The sequence below is a fragment of the Streptomyces cavernae genome (genome assembly GCF_004023625.1).
GTDB classification, from domain to species: Bacteria; Actinomycetota; Actinomycetes; order Streptomycetales; family Streptomycetaceae; genus Streptomyces; species Streptomyces cavernae.
Genome location: NZ_ML137712.1, coordinates 142031 through 155440 on the forward strand (window position 1 = coordinate 142031; position 13410 = coordinate 155440).

10 protein-coding genes are annotated in these 13410 nt (G+C 71.0%); 8 read left to right on the forward strand and 2 right to left on the reverse strand.

The window, feature by feature from the left end; genetic code table 11:
• The first annotated feature begins 162 nt into the window (after positions 1–162).
• From EF387_RS06675 to EF387_RS48060, 4 genes are read left to right on the forward strand one after another with little or no spacing between them, the layout of a single operon-like run.
• Positions 163–990, forward strand: coding sequence for a glycosyltransferase family 2 protein (locus EF387_RS06675; protein WP_128375553.1), 828 nt, complete (start codon positions 163–165; stop codon positions 988–990).
• Positions 987–2003, forward strand: a complete 1017-nt coding sequence (locus tag EF387_RS06680; RefSeq protein WP_128375554.1) for a glycosyltransferase family 2 protein — start codon at positions 987–989, stop codon at positions 2001–2003. Before EF387_RS06675 ends, EF387_RS06680 begins: the two co-directional genes overlap by 4 nt.
• Positions 2000–2797, forward strand: a complete 798-nt coding sequence (locus EF387_RS06685) for a polysaccharide deacetylase family protein (protein ID WP_128375555.1) — start codon at positions 2000–2002, stop codon at positions 2795–2797. The genes EF387_RS06680 and EF387_RS06685 overlap by 4 nt, the downstream gene beginning before the upstream one ends.
• Entirely contained in the window at positions 2790–7451 is a 4662-nt protein-coding gene (locus EF387_RS48060) for a lipopolysaccharide biosynthesis protein (protein WP_420802534.1), read from the forward strand. Before EF387_RS06685 ends, EF387_RS48060 begins: the two co-directional genes overlap by 8 nt.
• Before the next feature lie 97 nt (positions 7452–7548).
• Here EF387_RS48060 and EF387_RS06700 read toward each other — a convergent pair whose 3' ends face one another.
• Positions 7549–8970, reverse strand: a complete 1422-nt coding sequence (locus EF387_RS06700) for a GH39 family glycosyl hydrolase (RefSeq protein WP_128375624.1) — start codon at positions 8968–8970, stop codon at positions 7549–7551.
• A gap of 192 nt (positions 8971–9162) precedes the next feature.
• Here EF387_RS06700 and EF387_RS06705 point away from each other — a divergent pair, with 192 nt between their 5' ends.
• Both EF387_RS06705 and EF387_RS06710 read left to right on the forward strand, forming a co-directional pair.
• Positions 9163–10257, forward strand: coding sequence for a DUF5925 domain-containing protein (locus EF387_RS06705; RefSeq protein WP_128375556.1), 1095 nt, complete (start codon positions 9163–9165; stop codon positions 10255–10257).
• An 89-nt stretch (positions 10258–10346) separates the two neighbouring features.
• Positions 10347–11156 (forward strand): DUF72 domain-containing protein, encoded by an 810-nt coding sequence (locus tag EF387_RS06710; protein WP_128375557.1) that lies wholly within the window; start codon positions 10347–10349, stop codon positions 11154–11156.
• A 190-nt stretch (positions 11157–11346) separates the two neighbouring features.
• Here the strand turns inward: EF387_RS06710 and EF387_RS06715 are convergent, their stop codons facing one another.
• Positions 11347–11733, reverse strand: a complete 387-nt coding sequence (locus EF387_RS06715; protein WP_202918159.1) for a GntR family transcriptional regulator — start codon at positions 11731–11733, stop codon at positions 11347–11349.
• A gap of 71 nt (positions 11734–11804) precedes the next feature.
• On the opposite strand from EF387_RS06715, the gene EF387_RS06720 reads away from it, so the two are divergent.
• Entirely contained in the window at positions 11805–12725 is a 921-nt protein-coding gene (locus tag EF387_RS06720; RefSeq protein ID WP_128375559.1) for a GNAT family N-acetyltransferase, read from the forward strand.
• Positions 12706–13290 carry a ribonuclease FAU-1 family protein gene (locus EF387_RS06725; RefSeq protein ID WP_128375560.1) on the forward strand — a complete coding sequence of 195 codons (585 nt, stop codon included), beginning with the start codon at positions 12706–12708 and terminating at the stop codon, positions 13288–13290. Before EF387_RS06720 ends, EF387_RS06725 begins: the two co-directional genes overlap by 20 nt.
• Positions 13291–13410 lie beyond the last annotated feature (120 nt).

Genomic DNA, 13410 nt, shown 5'->3' on the forward strand with positions numbered 1-13410 from the left:
CCGCGCGACCGGCTTTCGCAGTCGGCCAGCTTTGCCAGCTCACCCGGGGTGTTCGGAGACCGATTCCGGCATGCCGTAAGTGAGAGACCCCCCTTTCGAACCGGACACGAAGCCGGGCCGCCCAGGGGCGGGCGGCCCACCGGACGAGAGGGACCAAGACTCATGAGTTCTGTTCTGCGCCCGGCGGTCTCGGAAGACGATCCGTCGGTCACATCGGCAACGAGCAAGTACCGTCCGATCTCCAGTCACCTGGCGATAGCACCGCCGGTGAGCGTCGTGATACCCGCCATGAACGAGGCGGAGAACCTTCCCTACGTCTTCAAGACGCTGCCGGGGTGGATCCACGAAGTGGTTCTCGTCGACGGCAACTCCACCGACGACACCGTGCGGGTGGCCCGCGAACTGTGGCCCTCGGTCAAGGTGGTCAAGCAGCGCGGCAAGGGCAAGGGGGATGCCCTGATCACCGGTTTCGAGGCGTGCACCGGCGACATCATCGTCATGGTCGACGCGGACGGCTCGGCCGACGGCCACGAGATCGTCAGCTACGTCTCGGCGCTGGTGTCCGGTGCGGACTTCGCCAAGGGGTCGCGGTTCGCCAACGGCGGCGGCACCTCGGACATGACGCCGATCCGCAAGCTCGGCAACCGCGTGCTCTGCGCGGTCGTCAACGCCAAGTTCGGCGCCCGTTACACCGATCTCTGCTACGGCTACAACGCGTTCTGGCGGCACTGCCTCGACAAGATCGACCTCGACTGCACCGGCTTCGAGGTCGAGACCCTCATGAACATCCGGGTGGTCAAGGCGGGGCTGAAGGTGCAGGAGATACCGAGCCACGAGTACCTCCGCATCCACGGCACCAGCAACCTGCGGGCCGTGCGCGACGGCTTCCGGGTGCTCAGGGTGATTCTCAAGGAGCGCTCCAACCGCCGGGCACTCCACCGCAAACCGCGTGGCGCGACGCTCAACTCGCACCAGGGAGCGGTGTCTTGACCCACCCGGAGATCTCCGTGGTGATCTGTGTGTACACCGAGGACCGCTGGGAGGACATCCTCGCGGCGGTCTCATCGGTGCGCGCACAGTCACTTCCGGCGCTGGAGACACTGCTGGTCGTGGACCACAATCCCGTCCTCCTGGAGCGGCTGACCAAGGAGTTCAAGGAGGACACGGCGGTCCGGGTGCTGGCCAACGCGGGCCCGCGCGGCCTGTCCGCGGGCCGCAACACGGGGATCGCTGCCTCCTACGGCGACGTCGTCGCGTTCCTCGACGACGACGCGGTGGCCGAACGGGACTGGCTGAGGCACTTCGCCGAGGCGTACGCCGATCCCCGGGTGATGGCGGTCGGCGGCCGGACGCTGCCGATCTGGGCCTCGGGGCGCCGGCCGGACTGGTTCCCGGAGGAGTTCGACTGGGTGGTGGGCTGCACATACAAGGGCCTGCCGCCCGGCCGGGTCCGGGTGCGCAACGTCCTCGGCGGCAACGCCTCGTTCAGGCGCACGGCGTTCGACGCGGCGGGCGGCTTCGCGACCGGTATCGGACGGGACGGCGACAAACGGCCGCTGGGCTGCGAGGAGACGGAGCTGTGCATCCGGCTCACCAGGGCCAGGCCGGACGCCATCCTGCTCATCGACGACCGCGCGGTCATCCACCACCGGGTGCCCGAGGCCCGCGAGCACTTCGCGTACTTCCGCACCCGCACCTACGCCGAGGGCCTGTCCAAGGCGCTGGTCGCCCGAAGTGTCGGCGCCGGCAAGGGACTCGAGTCCGAGCGCCGCTACACCACCCGCGTGCTGCCCGCCGGGGTCGCCCGCGGCCTCAGGGACGCCCTGCTGGCCCGCCCCGGAGGCGCGGGCCGGGCGGGCGCGATCGTGGCCGGCGTACTGACGGCGGCAGGAGGGTACGTCCTCGGCAGCGTCCGGGCGCGCAGAGGTGGAGTCGCCTTCTCGGTGACTCGGATCGCCGGCGCCCGGGGGGAGACGGAGGCCGAGGGGGAAAGAGCCGCATGATCGAACCCGTACCCATCCTGATGTACCACTCCGTCGCACACACGCCGAACGACGCCACCCGGGACCTGTCCGTCTCACCCGAGGCGTTCGCCGAACAGCTCACGCTGATCGCCGACCTCGGACTCACCCCGATCAGCACGGCGACCCTCGCCGCCGCCTGGCGCTCGGGCGGCCCGCTGCCCGAGCGGCCCGTGCTGATCACCTTCGACGACGGCTACGAGGGCGTCCACCGGCACGCGCTGCCCGTGCTCGCCAAACACGGCTTCACCGCCACGCTGTTCGTGTCGACGGGCTGGATCAGGGGCGCGTACGACACCGGCGGCGGCCTCGACACCATGCTCGACTGGGACCAGGTACGCGCTCTCGCCGACGCGGACGTCGAGATCGGCGGCCACAGCCACACCCACCCGCAGCTCGACGAGATCGACGACGACGCCCTCTGGTTCGAGCTGCTGCGCTGCAAACAGATCATCGCCGATGAACTGGGCAACCTGCCCGTCTCGTTCGCGTATCCGTACGGCTACTCCAGCCGCCGGGTGCGCCGTACGGTGCGCGCGGCGGGCTTCGCCCAGGCGCTCGCCGTCAACAACGACCTGGCGCGCCGCGGTCAGGGTCCATACGCCCTGCGCCGCGTCACCGTGCGCCGCAGCACCGGAATCGAGGAGTTCGAGCGGCTGGTCGAAGGCCGCGCGATCGCCCGCACCTTCGCCAGGGACCGCGCCCTCACCAAGGGGTACGCCGTGGTCCGCCGAGCTCGACAGGTCCGCCGGAAGGCCATCCCCACCCGTGTCTGACACGACCACAGCACAGGCCAATACCTCGAACACCGAGCCGACGGAGCCGACCGAGGGGACCGAGCAGCCCTCCGGCCGTCGGCTCAGACTGCCCCGGTTCGGCCGGGGCGGTGCCGGAGGCAGGGGCGGAGGCGCGGGCAGGGGCGGGGGCGAGAGCACGGGCGGGGGCGGGGGCGGCCAACTGTTCCGCAACGCCTACGCACTGATGCTGAACACCGGTATCTCCGCGGTGCTCGGCCTCGGCTTCTGGCTCGCCGCCGCCCGCTACTACTCCGAGGACTCGGTCGGCCAGAGCTCCGCCGCGATCGCCGCGATGAAGCTCCTCGCGGGCATCACCGCCGTGACTCTGACCGGTGCCCTGGCCCGGTTCATCCCGGTCGCCGGGCGCACCACGGGCCGGCTCATCCTGCGCACCTACGCGGGCAGTTCGCTCGTGGTGGCGCTGGCTGCGCTCGTCTTCCTGGTCACGCCCGGTCCGTGGGAGGACTCGTACCGCTTCCTGCATGACCCGCTGAACGCCGCGTTCTTCGTCGTCGCGGTGGTCGGCTGGTCGGTCCTCACGCTCCAGGACGGGGTGCTGACCGGGCTGCGCAGCGCGCTGTGGGTGCCGGTGGGCAACACCGTGTTCTCGGCGGTGAAGCTGGCGCTGCTGGTCGCCTTCGCCGTGGCGATCCCGACGATGGGCGTCTTCGTGTCCTGGGTCGCCGCGATCGCCACGTCCGTACTGCCGCTCGGCTGGCTGGTCTTCCGCCGGCTGGTGCCCCGGCACGAGGCGGAGACCGCGGAACACGCCCATCCACCGTCCCTGAAGGAGATCGGGCGGTTCCTCGCGGGCGACTACACGGGTTCGCTGTTCTCCCTCGCGGTGGTCTACCTGATACCGGTGATCGTCGCGGCGCAGGTCAGCCCGGCCGACAACGCGTACTTCTACATCACCACCACGATCGGCGGCACGGTCAACCTGCTCGCCATCAACATGGGCGCCTCCCTGACCGTCGAGGGATCCCACGATCCGGCGCGGCTCGCCGCCAACACCCGGGCCGCGCTGCGGCGGATGGCGCGGATCATGCTGCCGGTGTGCGCCGGGCTGTTCCTCGGGGCGCCGTACATCCTCGGCGTCTTCGGGGCGGGTTACGCGGACGCGGCGACCCCGCTGCTGCGCTGGTTCGCGGTGGGCGCGGTGCTGCGGGTCGTGATGGAGACCTATTTCGCGGTGCTGCGAGCCCAGAGTCGGACCTCCGGGCTCGCGTATCTGCAGGGCCTGTTGTGCGTGTCGGTGCTGGGGCTGACACTGTTGCTGCTCCCCCGCATGGGCTTGACCGGCGCGGGGGTCGCGGAGATCTCCAGCCTGGCGGTGATCGTGCTGATCGCGGCGCCCCGGCTCTACCGGATCGTACGGACGGCGCCGTCCGCCGGCGAACTCCGGGAGGCGGCTACGGACGGCGACCTCGCCGATCCGGCCACTCCCCCGGTAGCCAAGCCCAGGCGCGGTCCGGCCTGGGCGCAGAAGCTGGACACGGACACGCTTGCCCTCGGGGTGCATGTGGACTTCGACCATCAGGAACGGCGGCCGGACGTACGCCCGGGACCGGGCACGCCGCCTGCCGGGACGCCCGCCGTGGAGCGGCCCGACCGGCCGCCCTGGGCGCTCAGGTCGCTCCCGAAACAGTCGGTGGAGCAGTCGGAGGGGCAGTCGGAGGGGCCGGAGCAGCCGCAGCACGTCGTCGGGCTGCCGGTCGAGGAGCGGGAGCCGCCGTCCACTCCGGCCGATGCCTCGCTGGAAGAGGCGGAGGACCGGGTCTCCCGCAGTCTGGACGAGGCCGAGGCGTCACTGGCGGCGGCGGAGGCGTCACTGGTCGAGGCCGAGGCGGAACTGGCGGGAGACTCCGGGAAGGAGTCCCCAGCAGAGCCGGAGGACGCGAAACCGGTCGTGGAGCCGGAGGACGCCAAGCCTGTGGCGGAGCCGGAGGACGCCGAGCCAGTGGCGGAGCCGGAGGACGCCGAGCCAGTGGCGGAGCCGGAGGACGCCGAGTCGGGCTCCGAGCCGCGGGAGGCCGAGCCCGAGGACGTGGAGCCGCAGGGCACGGAGCCGGACGACGCCGAGCCGGACTCCGAGCCGCGGGACGCCGAGCCCGAGGACGCCAGGCCGGACTCCGAACCGGAGGACGCCGAGCCGGTCCCCGAATCCGATGACGACCGGCCCTCGGGTGGACCTGACGAGGCGGCGCCCGTACCGGAAGCCGACGGCTCGGTCCCCACGACGGACTCCGCGGGTTCCGTGGATTCCGAAGGTTCCGTGGATCTTGCGGGTTCCGCAGGTTCCGAGGAATCCGCGGCCCCCGCACGTGCCGCCGAACAGGAAGCGGCGCGTGCACGGGAGCCCGGGGCTGAGGCCGCGGCACATGCTCAGGCACTACCGGTGCGGGAGCCGGAAGCGCCGTCGCGCCGCGATTCCGAGGCTGCCCCGGCGCGCGAGCCGGAAGCGGCCCCGGCACGCGAGCCGGAACGGTTCCCCGTGCCCGTACCGGGCCCCGTGGCCGTACGGTGGCCCGTGGCTCCGCGCGCGCGGGAGACCCGGACACTGTCGCTGCGCACGCCCTCCCCGCCGCCCGCGCGCCCGTCGCTCGCGGAACGCCTGCGGCCCACCCCGTCCGGGCTGGTGCTGTGCTGTCTGCTGCTGGCCGCCCTCGGGCTGTACTGGGTGCCCGCGCTGGCGCTGGGGGAAGCCGATCTCGACCGCATGGGCGGGCTGGGACTGGTCTCGATCCTGCCGCCGACGACGCTGGCCGGCGCCGGTCTGCTGGTCGTCGTCTTCGCCTGCTTGCTCTGGTCCCGGCGCGAGCACCGGGTGCTGCTGCTGATCACGCTGCTGGCCACCGTCGTCTCCCTGCACGCGCTGCCCGCGGTGATCGAGACCGAGCCGAGGTTCGCGACGGCCTGGCAGCACCTGGGGTTCATCGACTACATCGACCGCACCGGCTCCGCGGTGCCCGACCTGGACGCCCGCTGGAGCTGGCCGGGCTTCTTCGCGGCGGCCGCGTTCCTGCTCAAGGCCTGCGGGGTCACGGACTTCACCGAGCTCATCCGCTGGTGGCCGCTGGCGATCCAACTCCTCTACCTGGCACCGATGTTCCTGCTGATGCGCTCCATGCGGGCGAGCTGGCGGGCCAAATGGACCGGTGTCTGGATCTTCGTGCTGAGCGGCTGGGTGGGGCAGGACTACTTCTCGCCGCAGGGCTTCACCTATCTGCTGTACCTGGTGTTCGTGGCGGTCCTGCTGGTGTGGTTCCGGGCGCCGCGGGTGCTGTGGACGCGGCGGCGCCCCGGTGAGGCGGAGGTCGAACCGGCCGGCCGCCGGCAGCGGACCGTGCTGCTGATGGTCCTGATCGGGCTGTTCGCGGTGACCGTCCCGGCCCATCAGCTCACCCCGTTCGTGATGCTGGGCGTGCTCGCCGTCCTGGTCCTCATCGGCCGCTCCGAACTGCGCGGGCTGCCCGTGCTGTTCGCGGTCATGGTCGCCTTCTGGATCGGTTTCATGGCCGAGCCGTACTGGTCCGGGCACTTCGACGAGCTGTTCGGCGGGGTCGGCGGCGTCGGCAGCAATGTGTCGACATCGGTGTCCGGCCGTATCGAGGGCGGCAGTTCGACCCACAAACTCGTGCTGTACGCACGCGTGCTGCTCGCCGGCGGCGTGATGGCGTTCGCCTGCTGGGGCTGGCTCAGGCGGCGCGAGTTCAAGTACCGCGAGCGGTCGCTGCTCGTCCTGACCTTCGTGCCGTTCCTCGGCTTCGGCATGCAGTCCTACGGCGGCGAAATGGCGCTCCGCGTCTTCATGTTCGCGCTCCCCGGCGCGGCCCTGCTGGCCGGGCTCGCTCTCTTCCCGCGCACCGGGGCCACGGCCGAGGAGCGCGACAAGGACCAGGTGAGCCTCGCCCCGCTCGCGGCGCTGATGGCCGGGCTGGTCCTGATGGGCGGCTTCCTGGTGGCCCGCTGGGGCAACGAGCCGTTCGAACGGATCAGGCCGGGCGAGGTCGCGGCCATGAACTACGTCTACGCGCACGACAAGCCGACCGTAAGGCTGCTGTGGCTGAGCAATGACACGGTGAACAACGTGACGCCCGCGATGCCCTGGGGTGCGAGGGACATGGAGAAGGTCGAGTACCGGCCGACCCTCGCGCCCACCGACCCGGTCCTGGTGTCCGGTCTGGTGAAGTCGCTGAAGGACGCGGGCCCGAACTCGTATCTGATGATCAACCGCAGTCAGGTGACCTATCTGATGCTGGACGCGGGCTATCCGGTGAGCTGGGAGGACCGGCTGGTCAGCAACCTGGACCAGCGGCGGGAGCTGAAGAAGGTCCTGGTCAACGAGGACGTCACGATGTACGCGCTGCGCAGTCAGCCGACGGGCAGCAAGGCGCCGAAGGCGGATCCGGGGCCGATCGGGCCGCAGGTGACCTGGACCCCGTGGTCGGTGGTCGGCGGACTCGCGACCCTGGCGCTGATCGTGCTGCTGACGGCGCGCGAGGTGGTACGGGTCGCGGTGCGGCCGAGTGTGCGGCAACTGCGCTGGCTGCAGAGCACCTTCTGGTTCTCGCTGCCACTGCTCGCCGTGCTGGTCGCGTCGTTGGTGCAGCGCTTCCTGACGATCAAGTGAAGGTCGTACCGCTGCCCTCCCGCTGGTGAAGGGGCTCGAACGGATTCACCGTTCGAGCCCCTCTACCGCTCGAGCCCGTGCGCCGTCTGCGGCCCTTTCACCGCTTGAGCCACTTCACCTCGTACGCCTTCATGTCGAACCGCCTGCCGTCGACCTGCGCGCTGATCTGCCGGTCCAGGGTGTTCACCACCAGGACGATGTCGTCGTCGGCGAGGACGCGCACATTGGGCCGGTCGTCCGGGGCGACGGACACCGCCTCGAACTCGGTGCCCGGGCCGAACTCCTCGCTGAAGCGGGAGAGCAGGCCGAGCATCGGCAGCGGCCTGCCGCCGTCGGCGCCGTCGGTGGGGGTCCACAGACAGCCCGCGCAGCTCCTGCCGCTCTTGACCTCGGGGTTCCAGTAGAAGGCGGAGGTGGTGCCGCCGCGGGCCAGCGCGATCAGACCGGAGGCCTGGACGGCGACACGACGCGCCTCGGACCAGCCCTTGCGGTCGTCGTTGCCGTCGGCCGGCTCCACGTAGTACTCGGCCCACCACAGCGGCAGATCACCGGTGCGCTCGCGCACCCAGCGGCTGACGGCGGTGAACTTTTCGGTGGCCGCGAACTCGTCGGGCAGCAGGTCGTCGTCCTTGGTGTAGCTGGACCCGTCGACGACGACGAAGTCGGCGCCCGCCTTGTTCTTGTTCCAGTACTCGAAGGCGTCGAGCACCCGCTGGTCCATCACCCCCCAGGGGCCCTTCAGGGCCGTGGACGCGTTCTCCTTCTGGCGCGGGTCGAGGCTGTCCATCACCAGGTAGGGCCCGCCGACCAGGATGTCCTTGTCGACCTTTTTCAGCGCCTTGTAGACCAGGTTGTAGAGCTTGGTGTAGCCCTCGTAGTCCCAGCGGCCCTCGGCGTCGTTCCAGAAGCCCTTGAACTCGTTCCAGACGACGAAGTGGCGTACGTCCGGGTAGCGCTTGGCGACGGTCGCGGCGAGGTTCGCGAAGTCCTGGAAGTGGGCCGGGTCCGGGGCGGTCTCCAGGGCGGCCTGGCTCCAGTCGGTGTTGCCGACGCCGGACTTGCCGCCCTTCATCCAGTCCGGGGCGCAGCACAGGGTGATCACCGGGGTGCCGCCCGACTTGCGCATGAAGTCGACGCGGCTGTCCATCTCGTCGAAGTCGTAACGCCCCTTGACGGGTTCGGGGTTTCCGGCGCCCCACCCCATGATGTGCTGGATCTGCGGCAGCGGCTGCCGCGACAGATCGCCCTCGACGCGCGCGGTGGCCGTGCTGTCACCCTCGTCGGCGCTGTACTGGGTGTGCGTGAAGCCCCAGCCGACCTCCGGATCGGGCCGCTCGGCGGGGACCGAGGGGCTGCCGTACACCTTGTCCCCGTCCGGAGTCGTGCCCGCCTGGCTGCCACCGCTCGAGGGCAATGTGTTGATCAAGGTAAGCACCAGAGCCAGAGCGGCCGCCCCCACGCCGAGCAGCGCGGTGAGCCGCCACCGCCGTGCCCCCGAATTCCACCCATGACGTCCCATCAAGGGGCAAGAGTAATCGCGTGTGCACGGGCGCGACAGGGCTTCGCGGCACACCTCTGCAACAGGGTGGGAACCGGCGCGGAGGAGGAAGAACGGGCCGGCGCGTACGGCCCCGGCGGACGAGAACGGACGAGGCGGACGCACTACGAAAACCGGGGTGCACGGGACGCACACGTGCTGGATCATGGCGGCATGGCTGCCAACCCACACGACGAACTGCCGATCCGGCTCAACGTCGACGACAGCGACTCACCGTCGGACGTCGTCGACGCGCTGTTCCTCGGCCGCTTCGCGACGGGCGAGCAACCGTACTCGCACAGCGCCAACATCGACCGCGTACGGTCCGGGGCCACGCTGCTGCCGCCGGGTGCCCAGGTACTGCGGTCCGCCCGCGACGACGACCGCAGCGCGACCCTCGCGCAGGGCGACGGCTGGACGCTGCTGATCTCCCGCTGGAACCGGGGCGCCGACGTCACGGTGACGGCGACCAGCGCCGAACTGGCCGAACAGGTGCTGAACCAGGCGACGGACGGCGCCGCCGACGAGCCCGAGCCCCAGCCGGAGAACGTCACGATGGGGTTCTGGTACGTGTCCCCGCGCCGCGGCCCGCACCGCACGACCCGCCAGATCTCGGCGGGCACGTGGGAGGAGGTGCGGTCCAACTACACGGCGCCGGTGGCGGACGCCATGGACCGGCTGATGAAGACGACACCCGAGGACATCGCGGGCCGGCTCCTGCTGCTGCACGGCCCGCCGGGCACCGGCAAGACCTCCGCGCTGCGCACACTGGCGCGTTCCTGGCGGGACTGGTGCCAGGTGGACTGCGTGCTGGACCCGGAGCGGCTCTTCTCCGACGTCGGCTATCTGATGGACATCGCGATAGGGGAGGACGAGGGCACCGGGAAGGGCCGCTGGCGGCTGCTGTTGCTGGAGGACTGCGACGAACTGATCCGCGGCGAGGCCAAGCACACCGCGGGCCAGGCCCTGTCACGGCTGCTGAACCTGACCGACGGCCTGCTCGGCCAGGGCCGCAACGTCCTGGTGGGCGTGACCACCAACGAGGACCTCGAGCGCCTGCACCCCGCGGTGGTCCGCCCCGGCCGCTGTCTCGCCCGTATCGAGGTGGGCCCGCTGACCCACGGGGAAGCGGTGAGCTGGCTGGGCACGGACGAGGGCATCGGCCGCCAGGGCGCGACACTGGCGGAGCTTTACGCCTTGCGCAGGGGGACCACGCCCACGTCGGTGCCGGGGGCACGGGACGGGGCGGATGCGGGGCTCTATCTGTAGGGGCCCCACGCTGGGGCTCTATCTGTAGGGGCCCACGCTTTGGGGGCTCCACGCTGTAGGGGCTCCACCCCAGGTGCTTTCATTTACATATGACCCTTTTCGTGGGCACATCAGGCTGGCAGTACAAGGACTGGCGAGGCGTCCTCTACCCCGACGGTCTGCCTGCCCGCCTCTGGCTGGAGGAGTACGCCGCTCGCTTCGCGACCGTCGAGATCAACAACGCCTTCTACCGGCTGCCGTCGCGGGAGACCTTCGAGGCCTGGCGAGAACGCACGCCACCGGACTTCGTCGTAGCCCTCAAGGCGAGCCGCTTCCTCACCCACATCAAGCGTCTGCGGGATCCGGAGGAGCCGGTGCACCGGCTGATGAGCCACGCCGCCGGGCTGGGCGACCGGCTCGGACCGGTGCTGCTCCAGCTCCCGCCCACCCTGCGTGCCGACGCGGCCCTGCTGGACGAGTGCCTCGCCCGCTTCCCGTCCGGTGCCCGGGTGGCGGTCGAACCACGTCACGAGTCCTGGTGGACGCCCGCGGTGCGCGAGGTGCTCGAAGCCCGCGGTGCCGCGCTGTGCTGGGCCGACGTGCTGTCCCGGCCGGTGACCCCGCTGTGGCCCACCGCCGAGTGGGGCTACATTCGCTTCCACGTCGGACGCGCCCGGCGGTGGCCGCACTACGGCCGGCAGTCCCTGGCGACCTGGGCGCGGCGGATCGCGGGCACCTGGACCGACGACCGCGACGTGTACGCGTACTTCAACAATGATCCGCATGCCGCGGCGGTCGAGGACGCGCTGGTGTTCGCCCGCACGGCGACCGCGGCGGGACTGACGGTCACCCGCACCCCCCGGCACCTGCCGCCGGCCACCAAGGAGCCGGCCGGGTCCTCGGCGCGACGGCAGAGCTGAGGCCAGTGCCGGGATCCGTCGTTCGCTACACCGCCCGACACAAGCGCCGACACCCCGCGACCGCCGTCACCGCCGGCGCAGGCTCCCGTACACCGCGACCGCGGCGGTCGCACAGCCCGCCAACGCGGCTCGCACAGACCACCGAAACGTAAACCGCCCGCACAGCTCGCACAGCCCGCCCGCGCGGCGTTCAGTCTCCGGGCCGGCTCTCGTAGACCGCCCGCAGTGCGTCCCGGGCCGCCGCGAGGGCTGCGGCCTCGTCCAGACCGAGGCGCCGGGCGCGCTCGGCGAAGGACTGCGCGGCCGCCGCGGCGGCGCGCTCCGCCGCGGATCCCGCCGCGGCGACGAACGTGCCGTTGCGCCCCCGTGTCTCGATCACCCCATCCGTCTCCAGGGTCCGGTAGGCCTTGGCGACCGTGTTGGGTGCCAGCCCCAGCGCCTCGGCGAGGCCCCGCACGGTGGGCAGTTTGTAGCCGACCGGCAGCACTCCGGCCCGTGCCTGTTCGGAGATCTGCGCGCGCACCTGTTCGTAGGGCGCGACCGCCGACCCCGCATCGATGTCGATCTTCAACGTCACGTTGTGATTGTCCCGCAGCCGCCGGAAAATGAGAGGCACCCGGACTCTCGCGACGCGTAGCGTGCGCCTCCATGACTGTGATCGTCCGCGACTTGACCCCCGACGACGCCGAAGCGTTCGCCGACATCCGGCGACGGGCCCTGCCGTACATGCTCACGACGGCCGACTCGATCAGGTACGACGTCGCCCACTCCCATCCGGACGCCCACTTCCGGCCCCTGGTCGCCGAGGCCGACGGCGTACTCGTCGGCACCGCCCAGGTGGGCCTCGTGTACGACAGCCCTGAGCCCGGCCAGGGCTACCTCAACATCTATGTGCATCCCGAGCACTCTGACCGGGGCGCGGGTTCGCTGCTGGTCCGCTCGGCCGAGGAGTGGCTCGCCGCCCTCGGCGCACGCAAGCTCTTCTCGTGGGTGCTGGACGAGCCCGGCAACCGCGCCTTCGCCGAGCGGCGGGGCTACCGTCCCGGCCGCTCCGCCCACTTCCTCCACCTCGATCTGGCGAACGCCTCCCTGCCTCCGCTCCAGGATCTCCCCGGTGACGTCGAACTGCGCACGGCCGCCGATTTCGCGGACGACCCGCGCCCGCTGTTCGAGCTGGACGCGGAGACCATGAGCGACGAACCCAGCGACATTCAGCACGAGTTCACGGACTACGAGGCCTGGCTGGCGGAGACCTGGCGCCATCCGCTGCTCAGCCATGAGCTCACCTCGGTCGTACTGGTCGACGGCCGCCCCGCCGCGTTCAGCGCGGCCCGCACCGACGGCGCCACCTGCTACGGCACGGTGATGACCGGCACGAGCCGCGCCCACCGCGGCCGGGGCCTGGCCAAGCTCGCCAAGAACGACTCCCTGCACCGCGCCCGCGCCGCGGGCTTCACCGAGGCGGTGACGGGCAACGACGCCGGCAACGGCCCGATGCTGGCGATCAACAAGTGGTTCGGCTACGAGATCCGCGCGACGGAGGTCCAGCATGCCCGCGAACTCGACTGAGAAAGGTGCGGAGTTCGAGGTCGTCCTGATGAAGTCCGGCCGTACGAAGATCCGTTACCGTGCCGAGTTGCTCGACGACGACGGCACACGGATCACGGTCCGCGCCCCCTGGGCGGGCAGCGGCATCCGCGACTTCGGCTTCGTCCGGTTCGAGCCGGGGGACATCTTCACCGAGCACTACTGGCGCGACCGGTGGTACGCGGTCAAGGAGGTCCGCGACGCGGAGGGCGTGCTGAAGGGCTGGTACTGCGATGTGACCCGTCCGGCCGAGGTCTCCCCCGGCGAGATCTCCTCCGGCGAGGTCTCGCCAGGTGCGATCTCCTCCCGCGGGGTCTCATCCCGCGGGGTCTCATCCCGCGGGATCTCCCCTCGCGAGATCGTGGTCGAGGACCTGGACCTCGACCTGTGGTGCTCCGCCGACGGCGGCACCGTGCTCCGACTGGACGAGGACGAGTTCGCGGCGAGCGGTCTCGCGGACCGCGATCCCGAGGCAGCGTCGGCCGCCGAGCGGTCCCTCGACGAACTGGAGCGCCTGGCGCGCGGCGGGCACTTGGCGCGGTTGTGACAGTGAGCCCGGGACCCGCACCGGGAGGCCGCCCCACGGCCACCACCGCGTACCGCCGGTCGAGCGCATGGCGTACGGACACTACGTCGAACCGCTACTCGCCGGTCGGCGGGGCCTCCT